General features: G+C 67.6%; 29 protein-coding genes. 10 read left to right on the forward strand and 19 right to left on the reverse strand.

Annotation, left to right across the window (positions count from 1 at the left end; all coding sequences use genetic code 11):
• Nucleotides 1-12: 12 nt before the first annotated feature.
• From KZ810_RS03585 to KZ810_RS03595, 3 genes are read right to left on the reverse strand one after another with little or no spacing between them, the layout of a single operon-like run.
• Nucleotides 13-963: an aldo/keto reductase gene (locus tag KZ810_RS03585; RefSeq protein WP_219767588.1), complete on the reverse strand. Its 951-nt coding sequence runs from the start codon at nt 961-963 to the stop codon at nt 13-15.
• Complete coding sequence (locus KZ810_RS03590) at nt 960-1154, reverse strand: hypothetical protein (RefSeq protein WP_219767589.1); 195 nt, start codon at nt 1152-1154, stop codon at nt 960-962. The genes KZ810_RS03585 and KZ810_RS03590 overlap by 4 nt, the downstream gene beginning before the upstream one ends.
• Complete coding sequence (locus KZ810_RS03595; RefSeq protein WP_219767590.1) at nt 1154-1435, reverse strand: hypothetical protein; 282 nt, start codon at nt 1433-1435, stop codon at nt 1154-1156. The genes KZ810_RS03590 and KZ810_RS03595 overlap by 1 nt, the downstream gene beginning before the upstream one ends.
• Nucleotides 1436-1543: 108 nt before the next feature.
• Between KZ810_RS03595 and KZ810_RS03600 the strand changes: the two genes are divergently transcribed.
• The 5 genes from KZ810_RS03600 to KZ810_RS03620 all read left to right on the forward strand — a co-directional run bounded on the left by KZ810_RS03600 (nt 1544) and on the right by KZ810_RS03620 (nt 7480).
• On the forward strand, nt 1544-2503 hold the full coding sequence (locus KZ810_RS03600) for an ArsR/SmtB family transcription factor (RefSeq protein WP_219767591.1): 960 nt from the start codon (nt 1544-1546) through the stop codon (nt 2501-2503).
• Nucleotides 2500-3435 carry a methylenetetrahydrofolate reductase [NAD(P)H] gene (gene metF, locus KZ810_RS03605; protein ID WP_219767592.1) on the forward strand — a complete coding sequence of 312 codons (936 nt, stop codon included), beginning with the start codon at nt 2500-2502 and terminating at the stop codon, nt 3433-3435. The genes KZ810_RS03600 and metF overlap by 4 nt, the downstream gene beginning before the upstream one ends.
• A complete protein-coding gene (locus KZ810_RS03610; protein WP_258044325.1) occupies nt 3432-4496 on the forward strand; it encodes a homocysteine S-methyltransferase family protein in 1065 nt (354 codons plus the stop codon). Before metF ends, KZ810_RS03610 begins: the two co-directional genes overlap by 4 nt.
• Before the next feature lie 141 nt (nt 4497-4637).
• A complete protein-coding gene (gene metH / locus KZ810_RS03615; protein ID WP_219767593.1) occupies nt 4638-7310 on the forward strand; it encodes a methionine synthase in 2673 nt (890 codons plus the stop codon).
• A 20-nt stretch (nt 7311-7330) separates the two neighbouring features.
• Entirely contained in the window at nt 7331-7480 is a 150-nt protein-coding gene (locus KZ810_RS03620) for a DUF2256 domain-containing protein (RefSeq protein ID WP_219767594.1), read from the forward strand.
• Between the two features lie 284 nt (nt 7481-7764).
• On the opposite strand, the gene trmB is transcribed toward KZ810_RS03620, so the two are convergent.
• A complete protein-coding gene (gene trmB, locus KZ810_RS03625) occupies nt 7765-8445 on the reverse strand; it encodes a tRNA (guanine(46)-N(7))-methyltransferase TrmB (protein ID WP_219767595.1) in 681 nt (226 codons plus the stop codon).
• A gap of 254 nt (nt 8446-8699) precedes the next feature.
• Here trmB and KZ810_RS03630 point away from each other — a divergent pair, with 254 nt between their 5' ends.
• Both KZ810_RS03630 and KZ810_RS03635 read left to right on the forward strand, forming a co-directional pair.
• Entirely contained in the window at nt 8700-9536 is an 837-nt protein-coding gene (locus KZ810_RS03630; RefSeq protein WP_219767596.1) for a formate/nitrite transporter family protein, read from the forward strand.
• Nucleotides 9533-10144: a phosphatase PAP2 family protein gene (locus KZ810_RS03635; protein ID WP_219767597.1), complete on the forward strand. Its 612-nt coding sequence runs from the start codon at nt 9533-9535 to the stop codon at nt 10142-10144. The genes KZ810_RS03630 and KZ810_RS03635 overlap by 4 nt, the downstream gene beginning before the upstream one ends.
• Nucleotides 10145-10180: 36 nt before the next feature.
• Here the strand turns inward: KZ810_RS03635 and metK are convergent, their stop codons facing one another.
• Both metK and lnt read right to left on the reverse strand, forming a co-directional pair.
• Nucleotides 10181-11401 carry a methionine adenosyltransferase gene (gene metK / locus KZ810_RS03640; protein ID WP_219767598.1) on the reverse strand — a complete coding sequence of 407 codons (1221 nt, stop codon included), beginning with the start codon at nt 11399-11401 and terminating at the stop codon, nt 10181-10183.
• Between the two features lie 47 nt (nt 11402-11448).
• Nucleotides 11449-12990, reverse strand: a complete 1542-nt coding sequence (gene lnt / locus KZ810_RS03645) for an apolipoprotein N-acyltransferase (RefSeq protein ID WP_258044326.1) — start codon at nt 12988-12990, stop codon at nt 11449-11451.
• Nucleotides 12991-13126: 136 nt separating this feature from the next.
• On the opposite strand from lnt, the gene KZ810_RS03650 reads away from it, so the two are divergent.
• The 3 genes from KZ810_RS03650 to KZ810_RS03660 all read left to right on the forward strand — a co-directional run bounded on the left by KZ810_RS03650 (nt 13127) and on the right by KZ810_RS03660 (nt 14139).
• The gene (locus KZ810_RS03650) at nt 13127-13561 is read left to right on the forward strand and encodes a VOC family protein (protein ID WP_219767599.1); all 435 of its coding nucleotides are present in this window, start codon (nt 13127-13129) and stop codon (nt 13559-13561) included.
• Nucleotides 13558-13860 carry a polyhydroxyalkanoic acid system family protein gene (locus KZ810_RS03655; protein WP_219767600.1) on the forward strand — a complete coding sequence of 101 codons (303 nt, stop codon included), beginning with the start codon at nt 13558-13560 and terminating at the stop codon, nt 13858-13860. Before KZ810_RS03650 ends, KZ810_RS03655 begins: the two co-directional genes overlap by 4 nt.
• A 78-nt stretch (nt 13861-13938) precedes the next feature.
• Nucleotides 13939-14139 carry a hypothetical protein gene (locus KZ810_RS03660; RefSeq protein WP_219767601.1) on the forward strand — a complete coding sequence of 67 codons (201 nt, stop codon included), beginning with the start codon at nt 13939-13941 and terminating at the stop codon, nt 14137-14139.
• Between the two features lie 28 nt (nt 14140-14167).
• On the opposite strand, the gene KZ810_RS03665 is transcribed toward KZ810_RS03660, so the two are convergent.
• The 13 genes from KZ810_RS03665 to KZ810_RS03725 all read right to left on the reverse strand — a co-directional run bounded on the left by KZ810_RS03665 (nt 14168) and on the right by KZ810_RS03725 (nt 25851).
• Nucleotides 14168-14347, reverse strand: coding sequence for a hypothetical protein (locus tag KZ810_RS03665; RefSeq protein WP_219767602.1), 180 nt, complete (start codon nt 14345-14347; stop codon nt 14168-14170).
• Nucleotides 14348-14376: 29 nt separating this feature from the next.
• On the reverse strand, nt 14377-15723 hold the full coding sequence (locus KZ810_RS03670; protein WP_219767603.1) for a PQQ-dependent sugar dehydrogenase: 1347 nt from the start codon (nt 15721-15723) through the stop codon (nt 14377-14379).
• A gap of 256 nt (nt 15724-15979) precedes the next feature.
• Entirely contained in the window at nt 15980-18199 is a 2220-nt protein-coding gene (gene katG / locus KZ810_RS03675) for a catalase/peroxidase HPI (protein WP_219767604.1), read from the reverse strand.
• 152 nt (nt 18200-18351) lie between these two features.
• Nucleotides 18352-19266, reverse strand: coding sequence for a hemolysin family protein (locus tag KZ810_RS03680; RefSeq protein ID WP_219767605.1), 915 nt, complete (start codon nt 19264-19266; stop codon nt 18352-18354).
• A gap of 10 nt (nt 19267-19276) precedes the next feature.
• On the reverse strand, nt 19277-19789 hold the full coding sequence (ybeY, locus tag KZ810_RS03685; RefSeq protein ID WP_219767606.1) for an rRNA maturation RNase YbeY: 513 nt from the start codon (nt 19787-19789) through the stop codon (nt 19277-19279).
• Entirely contained in the window at nt 19786-20787 is a 1002-nt protein-coding gene (locus KZ810_RS03690) for a PhoH family protein (RefSeq protein WP_219767607.1), read from the reverse strand. Before KZ810_RS03690 ends, ybeY begins: the two co-directional genes overlap by 4 nt.
• Nucleotides 20788-20884: 97 nt before the next feature.
• Nucleotides 20885-22207 (reverse strand): tRNA (N6-isopentenyl adenosine(37)-C2)-methylthiotransferase MiaB, encoded by a 1323-nt coding sequence (miaB, locus tag KZ810_RS03695; RefSeq protein WP_219767608.1) that lies wholly within the window; start codon nt 22205-22207, stop codon nt 20885-20887.
• A 33-nt stretch (nt 22208-22240) separates the two neighbouring features.
• The gene (locus KZ810_RS03700; protein ID WP_219767609.1) at nt 22241-22957 is read right to left on the reverse strand and encodes a lysophospholipid acyltransferase family protein; all 717 of its coding nucleotides are present in this window, start codon (nt 22955-22957) and stop codon (nt 22241-22243) included.
• A 22-nt stretch (nt 22958-22979) separates the two neighbouring features.
• Nucleotides 22980-23402 carry a Fur family transcriptional regulator gene (locus KZ810_RS03705; protein ID WP_219767610.1) on the reverse strand — a complete coding sequence of 141 codons (423 nt, stop codon included), beginning with the start codon at nt 23400-23402 and terminating at the stop codon, nt 22980-22982.
• A gap of 58 nt (nt 23403-23460) precedes the next feature.
• Nucleotides 23461-23934: a ribosomal protein S18-alanine N-acetyltransferase gene (gene rimI, locus KZ810_RS03710; protein WP_219767611.1), complete on the reverse strand. Its 474-nt coding sequence runs from the start codon at nt 23932-23934 to the stop codon at nt 23461-23463.
• Nucleotides 23931-24581 (reverse strand): tRNA (adenosine(37)-N6)-threonylcarbamoyltransferase complex dimerization subunit type 1 TsaB, encoded by a 651-nt coding sequence (gene tsaB, locus KZ810_RS03715; protein WP_219767612.1) that lies wholly within the window; start codon nt 24579-24581, stop codon nt 23931-23933. The genes rimI and tsaB overlap by 4 nt, the downstream gene beginning before the upstream one ends.
• 60 nt (nt 24582-24641) lie before the next feature.
• Nucleotides 24642-25235: a malonic semialdehyde reductase gene (locus KZ810_RS03720; protein ID WP_219767613.1), complete on the reverse strand. Its 594-nt coding sequence runs from the start codon at nt 25233-25235 to the stop codon at nt 24642-24644.
• A gap of 43 nt (nt 25236-25278) precedes the next feature.
• Complete coding sequence (locus KZ810_RS03725; protein ID WP_219767614.1) at nt 25279-25851, reverse strand: NifU family protein; 573 nt, start codon at nt 25849-25851, stop codon at nt 25279-25281.
• Between the last annotated feature and the right edge of the window lie 45 nt (nt 25852-25896).

Below are 25896 nucleotides of genomic sequence, written 5' to 3' on the forward strand. Positions count from 1 at the left end.
CGCCGTATTGCCTCAGACGTCCGCGTCGGTCAGCCGGGCAAGCTGCTCGTCGGTCAGGCGCAGGTCCATCGCGGGCAGCAGATCGGCGATCTGCTCCGCCGAGGTGGCGCTCGCGATCGGCGCGGTGACGCCGGGTTGCGCGATGAGCCACGCGAGCGCGATTTGCGCCAGCGTCGCGCCGGTCTCCCCCGCAACGCCGTCCATCGCGGCGAGCATCGCCTGACCCTTGCCCTCGAGCAGGTCGGTCATCCGCCCGCCACGCACGCTCTTCTTCAGATCATCGGACGAGCGATACTTGCCCGTGAGGAAGCCGGAGGCGAGCCCGTAATAGGGCACGACCCCAATGTTGAACTCGACGCAATAATCTTGCAGCTCGCCCTCGAATTTGGTGCGGCTGATGAGATTATATTCGGGCTGGAGCACCTGGTAATGCGGCAACCCGGCGGCGCGTGCGCCCTCGATCGCCGACTTCAGCCGCGCGGCGTGGAAATTGGATGCGCCGAGGACCCGAACCTTGCCCGCTTCGACCAACTTGGCGAACGCTTCGGCGACCGCGTTCTGCGGGGTCGCCTCATCGTCCTGATGCGCGAAATACAGGTCGATATGGTCGGTGCCGAGCCGCTGGAGCGAGGCATCGCATGCAGCCGCGATCCGTGCGGGCGCGAGCTTCTCGCCGCCGTCGCCCGGCAGCATGCCGACCTTGGTCGCGATCTGGACGCGATCGCGCTTGCCGCTCGCGCGCAGCCACTCCCCGATCATCGTCTCCGATTCGCCGCCGCTGTGACCAGGCACCCAGGCGGAATAAACGTCTGCGGTGTCGATCATCGTCCCGCCGCCGTCGACGAAGGCGTCGAGCACCGCGAAGCTCGCGTCGCGGTCTGCGGTCCAGCCGAATACGTTGCCACCCAGTACCAGCGGTGCGATCTTCAGGTCAGATGCGCCCAAGCGGCGAAGGTCGGTCATTGGTCGTTCTCCACGGTCATGGTGTCGGGCTCGTCCTCCAGCGCGACGCTGTTGGCATCGAGCATCTCCGCCGCGCGGTTGAGGCGCGCGTCCTGATCGGCGGTCAGCTGTCCGGGCTGGTCGGGCGACGAGCAGGCGGCTAGCCCGCCGATAGCCGCCGCCGCGAGCGCCGCCGCGGCGATCCGGCGCATCAACGGCGCATCGCGTTGCCGGTCTTGGTCAGGGCGTTGCCCGTCGCGTCGCCGGCCGCGTCCGCGGTGTTGGCGGCGGCATTGCCCGCGCGATCGATCGAATTGGCGGCGCGGTCCAACGCGGCGTCGCTCGCCGCCTGCACGTCGTTGACCGCATTGGCGGTCGTCGCGCTGGTGTCGGCGGCGACGGCGTTCGCGGCCTCGGCGCTCTCGTTCTGTGCCTTCTGGCTGCACGCCGCCAGCGAGAGCGCCGCGGCGGCGACGGCGATGACGAGCTTCATGTCCGGTCCCCTATCGTTGTTCGACCGCGCCAACGCCGATCACCCCCGCTTGGCTCCGGCGCAGGAGTTCGTTGACCGCATATAAAGATATCTTTATATCTTGAGGTCATGGACGCCGCGCTCGACATCTTTCGTGCCCTTGCCGACAGCTCGCGGCTGCGGATCGTCTGCCTGCTGCGCGCGATGGAATTGTCGGTCGGCGAACTCGCGCAGGTGCTGGGGCAGAGCCAGCCGCGCGTCAGCCGCCACGTCAAGATCCTGACCGACGCGGGGCTCGCCGAACGTCGCAAGGAAGGTAGCTGGGTCTTCGTGGCCCTCGGCGACGAGGCACGCGTCACGCCCGTGCTCGCCGCGCTCGACGCGTGGGAGGCGGGTGCGCCCGACCGGCAGGCAAGCGCTGATGGGGCGCGGCTCGCGGCGGTGCGCGCCGATCGAGCCGCGGCGGCGGCGGGATGGTTCGAGAGCCACGCGCGTGAGTGGGACGCGATCCGCTCGCTCCACATCGCCGAGGAACAGGTCGAGGCAGCGATGGTCCGCGTGCTGGCGGGCGAGCCGATCGGGCGCTTGATCGATATCGGCACCGGCACGGGCAGGATGATCGAGCTGTTCGCCCGTGCGGCGACGACCGCGCTCGGCATCGATCGCAGCTCGGAAATGCTGCGGCTGGCGCGCGCGAAGCTGGGCGAGCAGGGGCTGGGCAATGCCGAGCTTCGCCAGGCTGATCTCTACGCACTGCCGCTCGCCGATGGCGGCGCGGACGTCGCGATCCTTCACCACGTACTCCATTTCGCGCAGCAGCCGGGTGCGGCGATCGCGGAGGCGGCGCGTGTCTTGTCACCGGGCGGGCGATTGCTGATCGCCGATTTCGCGCCCCACGACCGTGAGGAATTGCGGACGCAGGACGCGCACACGCGATTGGGCTTCTCCGACGCGCAGATCGAGGGCTGGTTCGCTGCCGCCGGGCTGATGCCGGCACGGGTCGAAACGCTGGAGGGCGGCGAACTGACGGTGAAATTGTGGCTCGGTCGCAAGGCGGCGGGGCGCGCAGGCGAGGTGAAAGCGGCATGACCAAGCAGGTGAACGAAGCGGTGCTGGCGCACGACGGCCCGCTCTACGCCGATGTCGGCGGCGATATCGACGTGAGTTTCGAATTCTCGCCGCCCAAGACCGACAAGGCGGAGGAGGTGTTGTGGCAGTCGATCGCGACGCTTCAGCCGCTTGCGCCACGCTTCCTCTCGGTCACTTACGGCGCGGGTGGATCAACGCGTGATCGCACCCACGCGACCGTGGCGCGGATCGCGCGCGAGACCGACGTGCCGGCGGCCGCGCACCTCACCTGCGTCGAGGCGACGCGCGAGGAACTCGACGCGATCGCGCAGGAATATTGGGCGGCGGGCGTACGCCATATCGTCGCGCTCCGCGGTGACGCACCTGCGGGGGCGGACGGCTACGCCCCGCATCCGGGCGGGTACGAGAATGCGGCGGCGCTGGTCGCGGGGCTGCGGCGGTTGCACCCGTTCGAGATATCGGTCGCGGCCTATCCCGAATGTCACCCGGATTCGAGCGACGCCGCGGCCGATCTCGACAACCTCAAGCGCAAGATCGACGCCGGCGCGAACCGCGCGATCACGCAATTCTTCTTCGAGCCCGATACCTTCTTCCGCTACCGCGACGCGGCGGCGGCAGCGGGCATCAACGCCGAGATTGTCCCCGGCATTATGCCGATCGCGAGCGTCGCGGGCGTGATGCGGATGGCGGCGATGTGCCAGACCGACGTGCCCGCGTGGTTGACGCGGCTGTTCGAGGGGCTGGACGATCGTCCAGCCGCGCGCCAGCTCGTCGCCGCGACCGTCGCGGCCGAACTGTGCCGCAAGCTCTACGCGGGCGGGGTGAAGCAATTCCACTTCTACACGATGAACAAGGCCGAGCTGAGCTTCGCGATCTGCCACCTGCTCGGCGTTCGCGCAGGGAACGCGGGCGAGGCAAGGGCGGCGGCATGAGCGGGTTCGGCGATGTGAGCGTGCGCGAGATCTTCAACGCGGAAGCCGCAAAACGCATCCTGATCACCGACGGCGCATTCGGGACCGAGATCCAGAACTGGAAACTGTCGGAGGCCGATTACGCCGGCACGCTGGCGCTCGGTCACGATCAGAAGGGCAACAACGACATCCTCGCGCTCACCAAGCCCGAGGTGCCCGCCGCGATCCACCGCGCCTATTTCGAGGCGGGTGCGGATATCGCCGAGACCAACACCTTCTCCGCCAACCGCATCAGCCAGGCCGATTACGGTGCCGAAGGCTTGGTGCGTGAGATCAACGTCGAGAGCGCGCGGCTGGCGCGCTCGATCGCCGACGAGTTCACCGCCAAGGATGGGCGCCCGCGCTTCGTCGCGGGCGCGGTCGGGCCGACCAACAAGACGCTGTCGCTGTCACCCGACGTCAACGATCCCGGCTACCGCGAGATCGACTTCGATTATCTGAAGGACGTGTACCGCGAGCAGATCGACGCATTGGTCGAGGGTGGCGCGGACTTCGTGCTGATCGAAACCGTGTTCGACACGCTGAACGCCAAGGCGGGGGTGATGGCGGCGATCGAGGCGGGTGCGGCGCTCGGGCGCGACCTGCCGATCATGCTGTCGATGACGTTAACCGATTTGTCGGGGCGCAATCTGTCGGGGCATACCGTTGAGGCATTCTGGCACGCGGTGCGTCACGCGCGGCCGCTGACGATCGGGCTCAACTGCTCGTTCGGTGCCGAGCAGCTCCGCCCCCACGTCAAGACGCTGTCGGAGATCTGCGATACGCTGATCATGGTCTATCCCAACGCCGGGCTGCCCAATGAATTGGGCGCCTACGACGAGGCGCCGGCGACGACCGCGGGGCTGGTCGGGCAGTGGGCCGAGGCAGGCCAGGTCAATGTGCTCGGTGGCTGCTGCGGCTCGACGCCCGCGCATATCGCGGCGATCGCGGAAGGCGTGCGCGGCCTTGCGCCGCGCGCGGTGCCGGTGCCGCCGGTCCGCACGCGGCTCGCCGGGCTGGAGCCGTTCTTCATGGCGGCGTGATTGATCCTCCCCGGAACGGGGAGGGGGACCAGCCGCAGGCTGGTGGAGGGGAGCGCCGCGATCGCTCTCCTTGCGGCGACCCCCCTCCACCATGCTTCGCACGGTCCCCCTCCCCGTGCCGGGGAGGAAAGAGAAGGCACGATGACCAACACCTCCGCCAATTTCGTCAACGTCGGCGAGCGCACCAACGTCACCGGATCGGCGGCGTTCAAGAAGATGATCATGGCGGGCGACTATACTCGCGCGGTCGAGGTGGCGCGAAGCCAGGTCGAGAACGGCGCGCAGGTGGTCGACGTCAACATGGACGAGGGCCTGCTCGACGCGCTCGAGGCGATGACCACGTTCCTCAAATTGATCGCGGCCGAACCCGACATCGCGCGCGTGCCGATCATGATCGATTCCTCGAAGTGGGAGGTGATCGAGGCCGGGCTGAAATGTGTGTCGGGCAAGCCGATCGTCAATTCGATCAGCATGAAGGAAGGCGAGGCGGCATTCCTCCACCACGCGCGACTGTGCATGAACTACGGCGCCGCCGCGGTCGTTATGGCATTCGACGAGACGGGGCAGGCTGATACCAGGGATCGCAAGGTCGAGATCTGCGAGCGCGCCTACAAGCTCCTGACCGGCATCGGCTTCCCCCCCGAGGACATCATCTTCGACCCCAATGTGTTCGCGGTCGCGACCGGGATCGAGGAGCACAACAACTACGGCGTCGATTTCATCGAGGCGACGCGCGAGATCAAGGCGCGCTGCCCGCACGTCCATATCTCGGGCGGGCTTTCCAACCTGAGCTTCAGTTTCCGCGGCAACGAGCCGGTGCGCCGCGCGATGCACTCGGTGTTCCTCTACCACGCGATCCCCGCGGGCATGGACATGGCGATCGTCAACGCGGGGCAGCTCGACGTGTACGACACGATCGACCCCGAACTACGCACCGCGTGCGAGGACGTGGTGCTCAACCGCGACCCCGAGGCCGGCGACCGGCTGGTCGCGCTCGCCGAACGCTATCGCGGTACCGACGCGGTCGCGGAAAAGCAGGCGGCGGAGTGGCGTGGGCTCCCTGTGACCAAGCGGCTCGAGTACGCGCTGGTCAAGGGTATCGACGCGCACGTCGTCGACGATACCGAGGAATGCCGGCAGCAGTTCGCGCGCCCGATCGAGGTGATCGAGGGGCCGCTGATGGACGGGATGAACGTCGTCGGCGACCTATTCGGGTCGGGTAAGATGTTCCTGCCGCAGGTGGTCAAATCGGCGCGCGTGATGAAGAAGGCGGTCGCGCACCTGCTCCCCTTCATCGAGGCGGCGAAGGAGCCGGGGGCGAAGGGGAAGGGCCGGGTCGTGATGGCAACCGTCAAGGGCGACGTCCATGACATCGGCAAGAACATCGTTGGCGTCGTGCTCCAGTGCAACGGCTTCGAGGTGGTCGATCTGGGCGTGATGGTGCCGTGGTCGAAGATCCTCGAGGCCGCGAACGAGAATGACGCCGACATGATCGGGCTGTCCGGGCTGATCACGCCCTCGCTCGACGAAATGGTGACGGTGGCGGAAGAGATGCAGCGCAGCGGCATGACGATGCCGCTGCTGATCGGAGGCGCGACGACGAGCAAGGTCCATACCGCGCTGCGTATCTCGCCCGCGTACAAGGGGCCGGTCGTCCACGTGCTCGACGCCAGCCGCGCGGTCGGGGTCGCGACGACGCTCGTGTCGGATACGCAGCGCGACCCCTATGTCGCGCAGGTCGCCGCCGACTATCAGGCGGTTCGCGATGCGCGCGAGGGCAAGGGTCAGAACGCGCTGCTACCGCTCGCCGAGGCACGTCGCCGCGGGTTCAAGGCGGATATGGCGTTAAAGGCCCCCGCGGTGAAACAGCCGGGCGTTCACGTGTTCGACGACTGGGATCTCGCCGATCTGGTCGGTTATATCGACTGGACGCCGTTTTTCCGTGCGTGGGAACTCGCCGGCACCTACCCGGCGATCCTGTCGGACGAGATCGTCGGCGAGAGCGCGACGGGTCTGTACGAAGACGCACGCGCGATGCTCGACCGCATCGTGTCGGAGAATTGGCTGACCGCGCGCGGCGTCGCCGGACTGTGGCCGTGCCACCGCCACGACGACGACGTGTGGGTGCACGATCGCCATGCCGAGGCGCATCGCAGTCCCGACGGCGGCGCGATCCCCCCGGGGTTCAGCGTTCCCAACCTCGACCGGCGCGACGAACATTCGACGCGGCTGCCGTTCCTGCGCCAGCAGATCGCCAAGCGCGAAGGTCGCGCCAATATGTGCCTCGCCGATTTCATCGATCCCGCCGGCGACTGGATCGGTGGCTTCGCGGTCGGCATCCACGGCATCGAGCCGCACCTCGCCGCGTACAAGGCGGCGCACGACGACTATAACGACATCCTGCTGAAGGCGCTCGCCGACCGGCTGGCGGAGGCGTTCGCCGAGCGGCTGCACCAGCATGTCCGCACCGACTTGTGGGGTTATGCGAGCGGTGAGCAATTGACCAACGAGGCGCTGATCCGCGAACAATATCGCGGTATCCGTCCCGCCCCCGGCTATCCGGCGTGCCCGGAACATTCGTTGAAGCGGACGCTGTTCGACCTGCTCGACGCAGAGGCGAACGTCGGGCTTGAGTTGACCGAGAGCTACGCGATGCTGCCGACCGCCGCGGTCAGCGGCTTCTATTTCGGTCACGCGCAGGCCGAGTATTTCGGGGTTGCGCGGATCGGCGAGGACCAGCTCGAGGATTACGCGCAGCGCCTGGGCGTCGACCGCGACCGCGCGACGCGATTGCTGCGGCCGAACCTCGACTGACCTTTGCGCGTTGGGGGGCGATGGCGCACAAGAAGGTCAACCTCCCGACGAAAATCTGCCCGGTGTGCGAGCGCCCGTTCGCGTGGCGCAAAAAGTGGGAGCGCGACTGGGACAACGTCGTTTACCGCTCGGATCGTTGCCGACGCGATGCTGCTTCTGCGAGACGTTAGCAGCGCAAACGAGGCGGTTGCATAATCTGCATTCTGACAGCGGTGACATTGCACTTGCGTTGATCGCTGCTGCGTTGCAGAAGGTTCGGGCCTTTCAGGCATCCTCTCCTAAAAACTTCACAGGCCGGGTCTCCCCGGCCTTTTTTTTGGCCTCGCGCTCGTCTAGGCGGTCGTCTCAGCCGCAAGCCATAATAATGCGCGCGAGGAGGATGTCGCCGGTCAGACCGGCAACGCAAGGGGGGGTGAGCGGCGCAACGGCCGCTCACCCGGGAACCGTGACCCTGTCAGACGCGCAGGTAACGGAAATACCAGACCTCGTGCCCGTACCGCCGGGCCTTGCGCTCGTAGCGGGTTTCGGGCCAATCGTCGGGGCGCGTCAGGAAATCGCGCGGGCTGCTCGCTTGCCACGCGAAGTCGCGGCGCTGATTCATGACCATCATCGCCCAGCGACAATAGATCTCGTCGTCGGTGCCGAGCCTGAATTCAGCCCCCGGCTTCAGCTTGGCGGCGATCAGGTCGAGCGGTCCGTGGTTGATCATCCGCCGCTTGGCATGGCGCGCCTTGGGCCAGGGATCGGGATGGAGCAGGTATACGCGGTCGAGACTGGCGTCGGGCAACCGCTCGATGACGTCGAGCGCATCGCCCATGTGGACACGAACGTTGTCCAGTCCGCCATCGCGAATGTGACCGAGCGCGCCGACGACGCCGTTCAGGAACGGCTCGCAACCGATGAAGCCGGTGTCGGGCGCGGCCTTCGCTTGCTCGGCGAGGTGCTCGCCCGCGCCGAAACCGATCTCGACCTGCAACCCGCGTTCGTCGCCGAACAGTCGTTCGGCGGACAATGGGCCATCGGCCGGCACCGCGACACGCGGCAGCATCTCGTCGACCAGCGCAGCCTGTCCCGCGCGCAATACATGGCCTTGCCGGCGTCCGTAGAGCCGGCGGATCGTGGTGGGATCGTTCATCATCGCGCGCCTAACCGCTGCGTCGCCGAAACGGAACGGGACAAAAGGGGCAAGCGCGAAAACGGGGAGGTTCGGCACGACTGCGGATGCGATAGGCCGGGCAGGTATGATTGTGGCGGGCACATATCGCGCGCCGTACGATGTCGTTGCCGCAGCCGGATGCAGTCGTCGCGTCACGCTTTGTTAGTAATCATTCGGAACGACGGCTTTACGACAGCACTGCAACCCTGACTGTCGTCGCTTGTTCAAGCCCGATGCGACAGTCCGATCGGCCCGCCCCCAACGATGATGCCGAGCAGATCGACGACCTGAAGGCCGCCGATGCGAAGGAGGTCCACCGCGCGGTGCGCGAGGCGGGCGAGGTGGAAGTCAACCGCCCCGCCGCGTCGCTGTTATGGTCGGGGCTGGCCGCCGGTTTCGCTATCAACGCCTCGCTCCTCGCCGAGGCCGCGCTGCACGCAGGGGTCGGGGAGGTGCCGTGGCGGACGCTGGTCGTCTCGCTCGGCTACCCCATCGGGTTCGTGATCGTCATCCTGGGGCGGATGCAGTTCTTCACCGAGTCGACGATCACCGCGATGCTGCCGCTGGTGACACGACCGTCGCTGTGGACGCTCAGGCGGACGCTGCGGCTGTGGGCGCTGGTCATTCTCGCCAATCTCGCCGGCACGGCGCTGACCACATTGGCGCTCACACACCTGCCGATGCTCGACCCGTCACTGCGCGATGCGATGGCAAGCGTATCGGCCGCGATCCTGCGCCACGATGCCGCGTCGACCTTCTGGACCGCGATCCCGGCGGGCTTCATGATCGCGTCGATCGCCTGGATGCTGCCCAATGCGCGCGAGCAGTCTTTTCTCGTCATCTTCGCCGTCACCTACGCGGTCGGCGTCACCGGGTTGAGCCATTCGGTGGTCGGGTCGGCCGAGGCGTTCACGCTCATGTGGACCGGTCGTATCGGCGCGGCGCAGGCGCTGTTCGTGCAGATTGCGCCGGCGGTGATCGGCAATCTGGTCGGCGGGGCAGGGCTGTTCGCGGTGCTCGCGCATGGACAGGTGCGCCCCGAGATGCACGGCGAGGGGGCGGACGAATGAGCATCGGTCAGACGATCGAGCGTGGTGCAGCGGTGGAACACCAACTTCTCGAACCCGTCCTTGGATTGCAGGATAGCGTGGCCGTGCGTGCGCTCACCCCGCTCAGCAAGCTGGCGGATGAGACACCGCTGATGATGTTGAGCGGTGCGACCCTCGCCGCGGGGCTGGTGCTGCGGCATCCGCGGATGCTACGCATCGGGGCGCGAATGCTCGCCGCGCATTTGGTTGCCAATGCCGCGAAGACGATTCTGAAAGGAAGCGTCGATCGCCTGCGCCCCAACGCGGTGGAGGAACGGCCGAGGATCAAGCCTGGCAGCGGAACCGATGACAAGGCGGAGAACGCCTTTCCTTCGGGTCACACCGCGGGTGCGATCGCGGTCGCGCAGGCGTTTGCGCACGAAGTGCCCCGCTATGCCGTGCCCACGCGCGTGATCGCGGGCGTGGCGGGCGCGACGCAGGTGCCACGCGGCGCGCATTACCTGACCGATGTCGTGAGTGGAGCGATCGTCGGCTGGCTGTCGGAGCGCATCGCGACCCGGCTGATCGACCGCATCGAGCGCGCGATCGTCCAGCAGCGCGCAACGAAAAAGCCCTCCGCGACCGAGTGATCGCGAAGGGCTCCTCCTTATATTCTCAAGGTCAACTCAGCCCGCGACCGCGGCCTTGAGCTGATCGACTAGATCGGTCCGCTCCCAGGTGAACGTGTCACCCTCGGGCTCGCGTCCGAAGTGACCGTAGGCCGCGGTCTTCGAATAGATCGGCGCGTTGAGCTTCAGATGCTCGCGGATGCCCTTGGGCGTCAGGCGCACGAGCTTGGGCAGCGCTTCCTCCAGCACGGCCTCGTCGACCGTACCGGTACCGTGCAGGTCGACGTAGACGCTGAGCGGCTCGGCGATGCCGATCGCGTAGGACAGCTGGATCGTGCAACGCTTGGCGAGGCCGGCCGCGACGACGTTCTTGGCAAGATAGCGCGCGACATAGGCGGCCGAGCGGTCGACCTTGGTCGGATCCTTGCCGCTGAACGCGCCGCCGCCGTGCGGGGCCGCGCCGCCGTAGGTGTCGACGATGATCTTGCGGCCGGTGAGGCCCGCGTCGCCGTCGGGACCACCGATCTCGAACGCGCCGGTCGGGTTGATGTAGATCGCGGTGTCGTCGCTCACGAAACCGTCGGGCAGCACGTCGCGCAGCACGCCGGTGACGTAATCCTTCAACTGCGCGTATTTGGTGGCGTCGGCGTTGTCGCCCTTCTCGCAGAAGCCCTTCTTGTGCTGGGTCGAGACGACCAGCGCAGTCGCCTTGGTCGGCGTGCCGTTCTCGTAATGCAGCGTCACCTGGCTCTTGGCATCGGGCTCGAGGAACGGTGCCGCGCCCGAATGACGGTCGGCCGCCATCCGCTCGAGGATCTGGTGGCTGTAGTAGAGCGTCGCGGGCATCAGGCCGGGGGTTTCGTCGGTCGCGTAACCGAACATGATGCCCTGGTCGCCCGCGCCCTCGTCCTTGTTACCCGCCTCGTCGACGCCCATCGCGATCTCGGCCGACTGACCATGCAGGTTGTTCGAGAAATCGAACGTCTGCCAGTGGAAGCCGTCCTGCTCGTACCCGATGCGGCGCACCGTCTCGCGCACGGTGCGCTCGATCTCTTCCTCGATCCCGGGGGCCCAGGCACCGTTCTCGTACACGCCCTTGCCGCGGATCTCACCGGCAAGCACGACCTTGTTGGTCGTCGTCAGCGTTTCGCACGCGACGCGTGCCTGCGGATCCTTCGAAAGGAACAGGTCGACGATCGCGTCGGAAATCTGGTCGGCGACCTTGTCGGGGTGACCCTCGGACACGGATTCGGAGGTGAACAGGAACGACTGGCGCATGATAGCTCCGCAACAGATAACGATATAAAGATAGCTTTAAGTCACCCCTATCGCGCCCGGCGGCGCAGGACAAGGGCGGCGAGAAGGAGCAGGGCCACGACCATGCCTGCCGCCCAATTGCCCAGGCGCGAGAACAATGTCGGCGACGCGGCGGGCGGCAGTGCCGCCTCGATCGCGCCCGCCTTCATGTGCGGGACCGTCGCGAGCAACGCGCCGTCGGCGGCGATCACGGCGGAGATGCCGTTGGGCGTCGCGCGTACGATCGGCAGGCCTTCCTCGATCGCGCGCATCCGCGCCTGCGCCAGATGCTGCGGTGGTCCCCAGCGACCGAACCACGCGTCGTTCGACGGATTGAACAGCATGCGCGGGCGATGCGCCCGGTCGACGACCTGTCCCGAGAAAATGATCTCGTAGCAGATCTGTACCCCGATCGCGCCGAACCCCGGCACCGCGAGCGTCTGCGGCCCCGGTCCCGGCAGGAAATCAACGTCCCCCGGCACCAGCCGCGCGAGGCCCAGCGGCTTCAGCAACCACGGCATCGGCAGATACTCGCCGTAGGGGACGAGGTGCGCCTTGTCGTAGCGGGCGGCAATGCGCGCGTCGGGCGTGATCGCGAAGACCGAATTGTAACCCGCGGCAATATCGCCGAGCCGGTCGAAGGTGAGCGCGGTGCCGCCGGTCAGCAGCAGGTCGCGCGGCCCCAGCAGCGCGGCCATCCGCTCGCGGATCACCGACGGGCTGCGATCGCCGTAGACCCAGAAGGGATAACCCTCCTCGACGTAATCGCGCACCACGCCCTCGGGCCATAGCACCAGCCGCGGGGCGGCGCCGGGACGGCCCGATAGCGCGGACAGGCGACGCAGCATCATCTCGCCGTCGCTCTCGCCGCGCTCGTCCTGAGCGACATTGGGCTGGACGACGACGACGCGCGGGGTCGTGGGGCCGAGGCGGGGTGCCGCGTCGCGGTAGCTGAACCCTTGCGCGATCAGTAGCGCCGTCACGACGCCACCGGCCGCCACCAGACGCGGCCGCCGCGGCAGCACTAGCACCGCGCCTGCCAGCGCAATCGTCAGTCCCGACAGGCCATAGGTGCCGACCCAGCGCGCCAGCGCCGCGACGGGCTGCACCGGCACCCACATGACGCCGAGCGGGTCCCAGGCATAGCCGGTGAAGACCCAGCTGCGCATCCACTCGGTCGCGATCCACGCCGCGGCGAACAGCATCACCCAGGCGAAATCGATGCGCTTTGCGCGAAATCGCCAGGCGATCCCCGCCGCGATCATCGGATAGACCGCGAGATACAGCGCGAGCGCGAGCGGGGCGACGTAGCCGAGCACCGGCGGCATCTTGTCCTGGAAATCGAACGAGTGCTGAAACCAATTGTCGTTGATCGTGAAGTGACCGACCCCGAATACCCAGCCGCGCCATAGCGCTGCCTTCCACGTCGGCGCCGCGTAAATGAGCCACAACCACGCGGCGAAGCAGGCAAGCGTCAGCACCCACAATTGCAGCGGCGCGAACCCGCACGCGGCCGCCGCACCAAGCAGGAGCGCGGTGAGGGCGGGGCGGCGGGTGATCGATGCGAACAAGTGGGCTTCCTCGGGTCGCCGCGGCTGGCCGGATGGCAGCGGACGGCACGTCGCGGCTGTTTGGGCGAGCGGCCCTCCCCGCACAAGTCCGCAACAAGCAGGTGACGCGCCCGCGGTGGCGCTGTAGCATATCGGCATGACACTCAGGCCGTTTCACCTCGCCTTCCCCGTGCATGACCTCGCCGCCGCGCGTGCCTTCTATGCCGGCGTGCTCGGCTGCGCGGAGGGCCGATCGAGCACGCAATGGATCGATTTCGATCTGATGGGGCACCAGATCGTCGCGCACCTCGACCCCGCCGCGAAGCCGGTGGCGGTCGAGAACGCAGTCGATGGTCACCACGTGCCCGTGCCGCACTTCGGCGTCGTGTTGACCATGCCCGATTGGCAGGCGCTCGCCGATCGCGTCACCGCCGCCGGCGTGCGTTTCGGGATCGAGCCGCACGTGCGCTTCGAGGGGCAGGTCGGCGAGCAGGCGACGATGTTCTTCCGCGATCCGTCCGGCAACGCGCTCGAGTTCAAGGCGTTCGCCGACGACGCCATGTTGTTCGCGACCGAGGAGACGCCGTCATGACCCAGCCGATCGAAGTCGACCTGCCGCACCGGCTGGGCAAGGCCGCAGCGAAGCAGCGGATCGAGAGCGGTTTCGGCAAGCTGGCGGGCTTCATCCCCGGCGGTCACGTCGCCGAGCATCACTGGAGTGGCGATACGCTCAACTTCGTCGCCGAGGGCATGGGACAGCGCGTCGCGGTGCGGCTCGACGTCGGCGAAAGCAACGTCCATGCCTCATTCGAATTACCGGGCTTCCTGGCGCTGTTCGGCGATCAGCTGCGCGCGAAATTGCAGAAAGAGGGGCCGAAGCTGCTCGAGTAGCGAATTACATCCGTAACGGATGATCGCGCAACGAAGGCGTGACCTGCTCGCTTTCGTGCGCGAAGGGACCCTTACCGAATGTATGACGTGACGATCCCGGTGCTCGACGCGCCGGTCGCTGAATCGGCGACGCCGGCGCAAGACGATGCCGCCATGTTGCTGGCGCTCCACCGGAATGTACTTGAGACGATCCGATCGACCATCGAGCGATGCGCGCATCCGGGCTGTCCATCGTGCCACGAAATCGCGGTCGTGCTGGACGATTATCTCAGCGTCTGATCCTGTCGGGCATGGCGACGCCGCCGCGTCATGCCCGCACCACCGCCGCGGCTGCGACCACCGGTGCGGCACCGGCGAACGAAGCGGCAGCGAACCCGACGCTCGAACCAAGCCGATCCACCGCGGCATATTGCGCAGCCTTCGCCAGCGTGACCGTCACCGCGATGAACGCCAGCGCGCGAGCTAGGCGGCGTAATTGAACCGGCATCGGCTGCGCCAGCGCGCCCGCGCCGTGGATCAGCGCGCCGCTGCGATCCGCTGCGGGGCGCTAACGCGCCAGATCGTGTTGCCGACGTCGTCCGCGACCAGCAGCGCGCCGAGCCCGTCGGGCTTGACGTCGACCGGGCGGCCGTGCGCCTCGCCATCGGCGTTGACGAAGCCCGTCATCACGTCGACTGGCTTGGCGCCCTTCACCGGCCATCCCTGCGGCGTGAACGGCACGAACACCACCTTGTAGCCCGATAGCGGCTTGCGGTTCCACGAACCGTGCTCGCCGACGAATACACCCCGTGCGAAGCTGCTGCCGAGCCGCGTCTCGTTGGCGAACGACAGGCCGAGCGCGGCGACGTGCGGGCCGAGCGCATAATCGGGCCGCTTCGAATATTGCTGCAATTGCGGGTTCTTCGGCTCGACGCGCGTATCGGGATAGCCGCCCCAGTAATACCACGGCCAGCCGAAGTGATCGCCGAACTCGACCGCGGTCAGATAGTCGGGCGCGAGGTCGGAGCCGAGCATGTCGCGTTCGTTGACGACCGTCCACAACGCGCGGGTGTCGGGATTGAGCGCCATGCCGTTCGCGTTGCGCAGACCCGCCGCGTAGACGCGGAAGGTCTTCTCCTTCGGATAGACCTGGAGGATGGCGGCGCGATTGTGCTCCTTGTCGAGTCCGTTTTCGGCGATGTTCGACGACGATCCGACCGAGAGGTAGAGCGTACGCCCATCCTCCGACGGGATCACGTTGCGCGCCCAGTGATTGCCGCCGCCGGGATAGCGCACGACGACCTCGGGCTTCGCGGTGATCTTCGTCTCGCCCGTCGTGTAGGGGACGCGGACGAGCGAATCGGTGTTGGCGATGTAGAGCGCGCCGTCGAACAGCGTCATGCCCGATGGCGAGTTGAGCCCGGTCATGAACGCGGTCTTCACCTCCGCCACGCCGTCGCCGTTGGCATCGCGCAGCAGGGTGATACGGTTGGCCGAGGGAACGCCCGCACCGACCCGGCCGAGCAGCTTCTTCATCACCCAGCCCTGGATGCCGCCGCCCTCGCGCGGCGGAGAGTTGGTCTCCGCGACCAGTACGTCACCGTTGGGCAGGCGATAGAGCCAGCGCGGATGCGCGAGCCCGGTCGCGAACGGCTGGACGGTCAGGCCGGCGGCGACCGTCGGATGCTCGCCGTTCTTCCACCCGATCGGATCAGCGGTGCCGACCGTCGGGATCACCTGCTCGCGCGGTGCGGTGATGTCGGGGCGTCCGCCCGCGACGGCATTCACGTCGAGCCGCGCCTTGTCGGGCCAGGCGAGGTACGTGAAGATGCCAACGGCGACGAGGGCGATCAGGCCAAAAATGGCGAGCACGTGCTTGAGCATGATCGTTATGTAGGCGCGTTCATCGCGCGATGCATCAGGCTTGTGCAGGTCCCCGCACCGTCAGTGTGGTGGGGAAGGTGGACCGCCGGCATGGGGGGCATACCGGCGGCCCCCGGCGGTTCGGCGCATCCGGGTGCGACCCGAAGGGCTTCTTCCACCGGTCCGAAGGGAAGGGGGCGGGGCGCGCCAAGCGCATACCGCCCCCCGCCGAGCTCAGGTCCGCTCCGCTACCGGGCAGTGCCCGGCAGCGCAAGCATCACGCGTCGAGCAGATCGTAGCGATCAGCGTTCATGACCTTGTTCCACGCCGCGACGAAGTCGCTGACGAAGCGGTCACCCGCGTCGTTCATCGCATAAACCTCGGCCACCGCACGCAATTGCGAGTTGGAGCCGAAGATCAGGTCGGTCCGCGACGCGGTCCAGCGATGCTCGTGGGTCAGGCGGTCGGTGCCGACATGTTCCTGATCGCTCTTCTCATCGACCTGCTTCCACGCCGTCTTCATGTCGAGCAGGTTGACGAAGAAGTCGTTGGTCAACTGACCCGGACGATCGGTGAACACGCCGTGCTGCTTCGCGTTCGAGTGGTTGCCACCCAGCACGCGCAGGCCGCCGATCAGCACCGTCATCTCGGGCGTCGACAGCCCGAGCAGCTGCGCTTTGTCGACCATCAGCTCCTCGGTCGGCACGGTGAAACGCACCTGGAGGTAATTGCGGAACGCATCGGCCTTGGGCTCGAGCACGTCGAAGCTCGCCGCATCGGTCTGCTCCTCCAGCGCGTCGGTGCGGCCCGGGGTGAACGGCACCTCGATCGCCTTGCCCGCTGCCTTCGCCGCGGCCTCGATCCCGACGTTGCCGCCGAGCACGATCAGGTCCGCGATCGACACCTTCTTGTCACCCTTGCCGTCGAACTCGGCCTTCAGCCCCTCGTAGACCGAGAGGACGCGCGCGAGTTGTTCGGGCTCGTTGACGTCCCAGTTTTTCTGCGGCGCGAAGCGGATGCGCGCCCCATTGGCGCCGCCGCGGTGGTCCGACTTGCGATAGGTCGAGGCGGACGCCCAGGCGGTGGTGACCAGCTCGCTGATCTCCAGCCCCGAATTGGCGATCGCCTGCTTGAGCGAGGCGACGTCCGACTGGTCGATCTGCGGATAATCGGCCTTGGGGATCGGGTCCTGCCAGATCAGATCCTCCGACGGCACTTCCGGGCCGATGTAGCGCTGCTTGGGGCCCATATCGCGGTGGGTCAGCTTGAACCACGCGCGCGCCCAGGCATCGGCGAAGTACGCCGGATCGGCGCGGAACTTCTCCATCACCGCGCGGTAGGCGGGGTCCTCGCGCAGCGCCATGTCGGCCGAGGTCATCATCGTCGGGACCTTCTTGCCCTCGACGTGCGCCGACGGGGCGAGCGTCTCCTCGGGATCGCCGACCGGATGGTACTGGTTCGCACCCGCCGGGCTCTTCGTCAGCTCATACTCGTGGTCGAGCAGCATGTCGAAATACGTCATGTCCCACGTGATCGGCGTCGGGGTCCACGCGCCCTCGATGCCCGAGGTGATCGTGTCGTCGCCCATGCCGGTGCCGTGCGTGCTGGTCCACCCCAGGCCCTGCGCCGCAATGTCCGAGCCTTCCGGCTCGCGGCCGACCTTCGACGAATCGCCGTTGCCGTGCGCCTTGCCGAACGTGTGCCCGCCGGCGGTCAGCGCGGCGGTTTCCTCGTCGTTCATGCCCATGCGCGCGAACGTCTCGCGCATGTCACGCGCCGAGCCCATCGGATTGGGCTTGCCGCCCGGACCTTCGGGGTTGACGTAGATCAGGCCGTGCTGGATCGCCGCGAGCGGGCTCTCAAGCGCCAACCCGGCTTCCTCGTCGATGCGGGTCTGGCCAAGCCACTCTTCCTCGGTGCCCCAGTAAATGTCCTTGAGCGGCTCGAACACGTCCTCGCGCCCGCCCGAGAAGCCAAAGGTCGGCCCGCCCATCGATTCAATCGCGACGTTGCCGGTCAGGATGAACAGATCGGCCCAGCTCAGCGCGCGGCCATACTTCTGCTTGATCGGCCACAACAGGCGACGCGCCTTGTCGAGGTTGCCGTTGTCCGGCCACGAGTTGAGCGGAGCGAACCGCTGCGCGCCCGACGACGAACCGCCGCGACCGTCGCCGGTGCGATAGGTGCCGGCCGAGTGCCACGCCATGCGGATGAAAAAGGGGCCGTAGTGACCATAGTCAGCCGGCCACCACGGCTGGCTGTCGGTCATCAGCGCCTTCAGATCTTCCTTCACCGCGGCATAGTCGAGCGTCTTGAACGCTTCACGGTAATCGAACTCGGCGCCCATCGGGTTGGCGGGCTGGCCGTCGGTCTGCAGGATCTCGAGCGGCAGCGTGTCGGGCCACCAGTCGCGCGCGGTGCGACCCAGCAGCGAGCGCATCGCGGCGGGCTGCTTGTTCGGATCGTTGATCGGGCTGCCTTCGGTAATCGCGTCCATCAGTATCGGCTCCTCGTCGGCGCGTTGCGGCCGCCTGCCCCCCGCGAATACGCGAAGGAAGCTGCGGCTCGTGATAATGGGTGTGTGTGTCTAGCGCGTGACCGGTAATCGGTGAAACGCTAAATCACACGTGTATTGATCGCCGTGTTCGATCAATCATCGTCGCTGTCGGGTGGCGTGACCGGCGGGTGGAGCCGGACGCGATTGACGCGGCGCTCGTCGGCATCGATCACCTCGATGCGCCAGCCGCTCGGATGGTCGAGGCAGTCGCCCACCACCGGCACGTGGCCGGCGAGCACCGCGGTCAGCCCGCCGATCGTGTCGACGTCGTTCTCGACCTCGGCGAGGCGGGGGTCGATCGCCTCGGCGACGTCCTCCAATTCGACGCGCGCGTCGGCTTCCCACGCGCCGCCATCGATCGGTACGAGCAGGCGCGCGGGCGCCTCGTCATGTTCGTCCTCGATCTCGCCGACAATCTCCTCGATCAGGTCCTCGATCGTGACGAGCCCTTCGGTACCCGAATATTCGTCGAGCACCACCGCCAGATGGACGCGCGTCTGGCGCATGTCGGCGAGCAGGTCGAGCGCACCGCGCGACATCGGGACGTAGAGCGGCTGGCGGATCAATGCGGCGATGTCCGCGGGCTTCTCCGCGCTGCGCGCGAGGATGTTGAACACGTCCTTGATGTGGACCATGCCGATGATCGTATCGAGATTGCCGCGGTAGACGGGCAGGCGGCTGACGCCGGCTTCGGCGAACACCTGCACCAGATGATCGAAGGTGGTGCGCTCCTCGACCGCGATGATGTCCGCGCGGGGGACGCCGACGTCGCCCGCGTCGCGCTCGCCGAAATGGAGCAGGTTGCGCACCATCTGCCGCTCGAGCGGGGTCAGGTCACCCTTGGCGTCGGGGGAGGGATCGCCCTCGTGCCGGTCGATCACCTCTTCGAGCTGGTCGCGCAGCGTTTCCTCGCGCTGTTCGCCGAAGATCAGGTTGCGCAGACCGCTCCAGATATTCTGTTCATTGGGGTCGCCGCCGTGCGCGGCGCTACTTCGGTCCTCGGCCATAGTGGCTGCGTCATTCCTCTCGGATCAGATACGGGTCGGCGATGCCGAGTTGGGAGAGCGCCGCGCGTTCGATTTCCTCCATCGCGTCCCCCTCTTCGTCGGTGCCGTGGTCGTAGCCTAGCAGATGAAGCGTCCCGTGCACCACCAGGTGCGACAGGTGATGCGCGACCGGGATACCACGCTCGGCCGCCTCGGCGACGCAGACACCGTGCGCGAGCACGATGTCGCCGAGCAGCACCTCGCCGTCGTCGCTGTTCTGCGTGACGGTATCGATCAGGTCGGGCTGGACCATCGGGAAGGACAGCACGTTGGTCGGCTTGTCTTTGCCCCGGTACTGCTTGTTGAGCGCGTGGACCTCGTCGTCGCTGGTCAGCCGGACGCTGACCTCGACGTGCGCCGGGGTGGTCAGCAGTTCGCCGTGCGGCGTCCGGCCCACCGCCGCGCGGGCGGCGGCGAGGATGAGCGCGTCCCAGTCGGTTCGCTCATCCCACGGTTCCTCGCGCGTCAGCTCGACGTGGATCACGCCTCGACCCCTTCATACGCCTCGACGATGCGCCCGACGATCGGGTGGCGCACGACGTCGGCGGCGGTGAAGCGGCACAGCGAGATCCCCTCGACCCCGTCCAGCCGCTGCGTCGCGTCGGCCAGCCCGCTGGCGCGGACGCCGCCGGGGAGATCGGTCTGGTTGGGGTCGCCGCAGATCACCATGCGGCTGTTCTGACCGAAGCGGGTCAGGAACATCTTCATCTGCGCGGGCGTCGTGTTCTGCGCCTCGTCGAGGATCACGAACGCATCGGCGAGCGTGCGCCCGCGCATGAACGCGATCGGCGCAATCTCGATCTCTCCGCTCGCGATCCGGCGCTCGACCTGCTCGGCGGGTAGGCAGTCGTAGAGCGCGTCATACAGCGGGCGGAGATAGGGATCGACCTTCTCCTTCATGTCGCCGGGCAGGAAGCCGAGCCGCTCGCCCGCCTCGACCGCGGGGCGCGACAGGATCAGCCGCTGGACGCTGCCCGTGATGAGCTGCGCCACCGCCTGCGCGACCGCGATATAGGTCTTGCCGGTGCCCGCGGGACCGAGCGCGAAGATCATGTCGTGGGTGGTCAGCTCACGCATGTAATGCGCCTGCGCCGCGGTGCGCGGCACGATCGTCTTCTTGCGCGTGCGGATCATCACCGATGGCGCGCCGGGACCCGCGTCGGCGCGGATGATCCCGGTCAGCACCGGCTCCGCCGCCATCGCGATAGACGCGTCGACGAGGCCGGTGTCGACCTCCTCGCCGCGTTGCAGCCGCTGGTAGAGGTCGTTCAGCACGTCACGTGCGAGCGCCACCTGTTCGGCGGTCCCCTCCAGCCCGACGCGATTGCCGCGCGCGGTGATGTAGACCCCCAGCCGGTTTTCCAGCGCGACCAGATGCTGATCGTATTGGCCGAACAACTGCACCAGCAATTGCGGCTTGTCGAACAGGAGTTCGACGCGGGCACGTTCCCCCGTCTGAGCGGGAGCAGGCTTGCGACTCATGCGGTCCTTTCGTTGCACGCCCCAAGGTGCGCACTCGCGGGCGCGCGCGCAACCGCCGCGTGCACCGCCGCGATCAGGAAATCGTCGCCGCGCGCGTTCAGGCCGCCACCGCGACGCGTGCTTCGCCCGCCAGCGAGTTGGGCCCGGCCTGCGTCAGCGTGACCTCGACCACGTCGCCGATCGCGTAATCGCCGATCAGGTGCACCGATTGCAGCCACGGCGACTTGCCGAGCCACTGCCCCGGCAGCTTGCCGCGCCGCTCGACCAGCACGCTGCACGTCCGCCCCAGCGTCCGCGCGTTGAACGCCGCCTGATCGCGATTGAGCGCGGCCTGCAGGCGTTGCAGGCGATCGTCCATCACCTCGGGTGCGATCTGATCGGCCATGTCGGCGGCGGGCGTGCCGGGGCGGGGGCTGTACTTGAACGAATATGCCTGCGCGTAACCGACCGCGTCGACGAGGCTCAGCGTCTCGGCGAACTCGGCCTCGCTCTCGCCGGGGAAGCCGACGATGAAATCGCCCGACAGCGCGATGTCGGGGCGGGCGTCGCGGATACGGTCAAGCAGCCGCAGGTAGCTGTCGCGCGTGTGACTGCGGTTCATCGCCTTCAGCACGCGGTCCGCGCCCGCCTGCACCGGCAGGTGGAGGAACGGCATCAGCGATTCGACGTCGCGGTGCGCGTCGATCAGTCCCTGGCGCATGTCGTTCGGATGGCTGGTCGTGTAGCGGATGCGTGACAACGCCGGGATTCGGTCCATCGCGCGGATCAGGTCGTGCAGCCCCCGGCCGTCCGCGTCTTCCCACGCGTTGACGTTCTGCCCCAGCAACGTGATCTCGCGCGCGCCGGCGTCGACCAGCGCCTTTGCTTCGTCGAGCACCTGCGCGAACGACCGGCTGACCTCCGCGCCGCGCGTGTAGGGGACGACGCAATAGGTACAGAATTTGTCGCACCCCTCCTGCACGGTTAGGAACGCGCTCGGCCCAACCTTGCGACGCGCGGGCAGCGCGCCGAACTTCGAGGCGAGCGGCATGTCCGTGTCGAGCGCGGCATTGCCCGATGCCGCGTCGGCGACGAGGCGCGGGAGGTTGTGGTACGCTTGCGGTCCGACTACCACGTCGACCTTGGCGCGGCGAACGATCTCGGCGCCCTCTGCCTGCGCGACGCAGCCCGCCACCGCGATCATTGGCGCGCGCCCGTCCTTGCCGGCGTGCTTCCTGATCCGGCCAATGTCCGAATAGACCTTCTCGGTCGCCTTCTCGCGGATGTGGCAGGTGTTGAGCACGACGAGGTCGGCGGCATTGGCGTCGTCGGTCGCGGTCAGGCCATCGGCGGCCATCAACTCGGCCATCCGCTCGCCGTCGTAGACGTTCATCTGACAACCGAACGACTTGACGTGAAAAGTTTTCGGGGGCGATTTCATGCGCGTGCCCTTAGGCGAAAGCGTGCGGAACCGCTACTGCCGGGCGGCGTCAATCCGCGCGCGCGCCTCGGCCGCGATCGTCTTGCGGTCGCCGGCGGGCGCGAACGGCTCGAGGAAGTGCAGCGTCGCGGTGAACCGTCCCGGCCGCGCGAGCACGCGGCGTGCATGATTGATCCCCGGCTCGTCGCCGACCCAGGCGAGATCGCGCGTCGCCGCGCCGTAATCGATCCTGACCGGCTGGACCATCAACCCGGCGGGCGCGGGATCGAGCGCGCCGAGCAGCGCCGCCTTGAACGGCAGCAGCGTCACGCCGTCGCCGGTCGTGCCCTCGGGAAAGATCGTGACGGGCCACGGCCGCGCCAGTGCGCTCCGCAACTGCGCCACCTGCGCCGCGACGTTCATCCGATCGCCGCGCGCGACGAAGATCGTGTGATTGAGCGTGCACAGCCAGCCGATCAGTGGCACGCCGAGCAATTCCTCCTTCGCGACGAACGCGGTGCCGTTCGCGCCCGCGAGCAGCAGGATGTCGATCCAGCTCAGATGATTGGCGAGCACCACGACGTCGCGACGCAGCGGCCGCCCGACCACGCGCACCCGCGCGCCGACGATTCGCGCGACGGTGCCGAGGAACCGGCGCGGCCAGGGCGAGGGCGCGCGTACCAGTCGCCACGCGCCGTGAAGCAACAACGCGATCAGCAGCGCGACGACGAGCAGCGCCAGCCGCGCCGCAATTCGTATCGCGGCGATCATGCTAGCGGGGCCCGTGCCGCGCTCAATCCTTGCGGCTGAGGCTGACGCCGTACAATTCCATCCGGTGGTCGACGAGGCGGAAGCCCAGTTTCTCCGCAATCGCCTTTTGCAGCTGCTCGAGCTCGGGGTCGACGAACTCGATCACTTTGCCCGTCTCGACGTCGATCAGGTGATCGTGGTGCGCCTCCGGGCTCGGTTCGTAGCGCGCGCGGCCATCGCCGAAATCGTGGCGGTCGAGGATGCCGGCTTCCTCGAACAGGCGCACCGTCCGGTAGACGGTCGCGATCGAGATGCCGGAGTCGATCTTCGACGCGCGCTCGTACACCTTCTCGACGTCGGGATGGTCGTCGGCTTCGGACAGGACGCGCGCGATGACGCGGCGCTGCTCGGTGATGCGCAGGCCCTTCTGCTGGCAAAGGGCTTCGAGATCGATGTTGCGAGGCATGAGCGCGCTCTTAAAGCCTCGGGCTTGTTGCGAAAAGCGCTAGCGACTCGCAAAAACGCTATATGTCGCGCGCGTAGGTGTGGGCGTCGAACTGCTCGCCTGATTTTGCGCGGTAGTAATCGCGCCGCTCGCCCGCCTTGGCAAAGCCGTGCGCGGTGTAGAGCGCGACCGCCGGATTGTTCGCGCGCACCTCCAGGTGGACGCGCTTGACGCCGCGGCCGCGACATTCCGCCAGCATCGACCGCATCAGTGCGCCCGCGACGCCGCGGCGGCGGCAGGCGGGGTCAACCGCGATCAGCAGCAGTTCCGCCTCGTCCATGATCGCGCGCACCAGCGCGAACCCGACGGTCTCGCCCGCCGATCTGGCGAGGGTCAGCCACACCCCCGGCATCGTCAGGATGCCGACGCATTGCGCGCGCGTCCACGCCTCGCCGTAGCGCGGTTCGAACGCCGCCTGCATGACGCGGTCGACCGCGTCGACATCGCTGACGCGCCCGCTGGCGAGTTCGACCAGATGAAGCTGCGTGCTCACCGTGTCACTCTGGGCGTCGGCACCTTCGCGTCGGGCGCGCGGCCGTAGAGCGGGGCGGGGGGCAATGTGCGATACTCGGGTGGCAGCAGCAGCGCGTTCGCCGCGTCGGGCCACGCGTCCGCGATGGGGAAGTCGGACGCGAGATCCGCCAGCCAGCGCGTCCCGCTACCGATCGCGCGGCGTCCCGCCAGCGCGGCGAGCGCGGCCTCGGGACGGAGCGACTGCACCGTGTCCAGCGCGCGGAAAGGGGCGGCGAACGCCTGCATGAAGACTTCACCGTGCCCGCCTTCGGTCACGACCGCAAGTTCGGGCGCGCGCGCGCCCTCGTCGTCCTTAGCCAACGCCGCGGCGGCGATCAGCGCGAGTGCGCTGTACCCGCGCGCTTCCGCGCCCCAGCCGAGCGCCAGCGCGCGCGCCGCGGCAATCCCGACGCGGATACCGGTGAAGCTGCCCGGACCGACATCGACCAGAATGTCGCCTGCGCGCCCGCCGCCCGGCAGGTCGGCGATCATCGGCAGCAGCCGCTCGGCATGGCCACGCCCGACGACATCGTGCCGGTGCGCGAGCAACGTATCGCCTTCGAACAAGGCGACCGAGCAGGCGGCGGTCGCGGTGTCGATGACGAGCAGGCGTGCAGCGTCGCTCACGTCAGCGGCTCGGTAATGAAGACCAGATGCATCGCGCAGGCTTTCGCCGCCCGCGCAGCTTCATGCAACCGTGTTGAACTTCTCGAACGCCGGGCGCGGGCTGCGATCGAAGATCGAGGCGGGATCGCCGTGACCGATCGTCATGATGAAGTTGGTGCGTACCGCGGGGCTGTCAGCGAAGAACGCCTTGTCGACCGCGCCGCCGTCGAACCCCGACATCGCACCGGTATCGAACCCGAGCGCGCGCGCCGCCAGCAACAGATACGCCCCCTGGAGCGACGAGTTGCGGAACGCCGAGGCCTCGCGCAACTCGCGATTGCCGTCGAACCAGCTCTTCGCATCGGTGTGCGGGAACAGCTCGGGCAGATGCTCGTGGAAATCGGTGTCCATGCCGATGATTACGGTGACCGGCGCGCCCAGCACCTTGGGCTTGTTGGCGTCCGAACAGCAGTCGGCGAGCTTCGCCTTGGCCGCGTCGGACGTGCACCACACCAACCGCGCGGGCAATTGGTTCGCCGAGGTCGGCCCCATCTTCGCCAGCTCCCAGATCGCGCGGCAATCGTCCTCGGTCACTGGCCGGTCGGTATAGCCGTTGTAGCTGCGCGCGGTGCGGAACAGCTGGTCGAGCGCGGCGTCGTTGAGCGGCTGGGACATGGAAACTCCGGATGGGTCAGGGCAGGGGCTTAGGCGACGCGGATCAGACCGCGCGCACCTCGCTCACCTCGGGCACGTAATAGCGCAAGAGTTGCTCGATGCCGTTCTTCAACGTCGCGCTCGACGACGGGCAACCCGCGCACGCGCCCTGCATCCGCAGATACACCTTGCCCTTGTCGAAGCCGCGATAAACGATGTCGCCGCCGTCGTTCGCCACCGCCGGGCGAACGCGCGTGTCGATCAGATCCTTGATCTGCGCGACGATGTCGGCATCGGCGGGATCGTCGGCGAATGCTTCCTCCTCCGGCGGGACCGAGAAACCGGCCGAGGCGGGGCGGAACAACGGCATCTGCGCCGCGAAATGATCCATCAGGATGCCGAGCACGTCGGGCTTCAGCGTCGCCCACGACGTGCCGGGCGCTGCCGTCACCGACACGAAATCGCGCCCGAAGAACACGCCCGTCACGTCGCCGAGGTCGAACAGGGCCTGGGCCAGCGGGCTCGCCTCCGCCTCTTCGGGCGTCGCGAAGTCGCGCGTGCCCGCGTCCATCACGACGCGGCCGGGCAGGAACTTGAGCGTCGCGGGGTTCGGCGTGGTTTCGGTTTCGATCAGCATCGCCGCGATGTGGCCCGACGCGGTGGCCGGATCAAGCGGGTTGCG

The sequence above is a fragment of the Sphingomonas citricola genome, assembly GCF_019429535.1.
GTDB lineage: Bacteria > Pseudomonadota > Alphaproteobacteria > Sphingomonadales > Sphingomonadaceae > Sphingomonas > Sphingomonas citricola.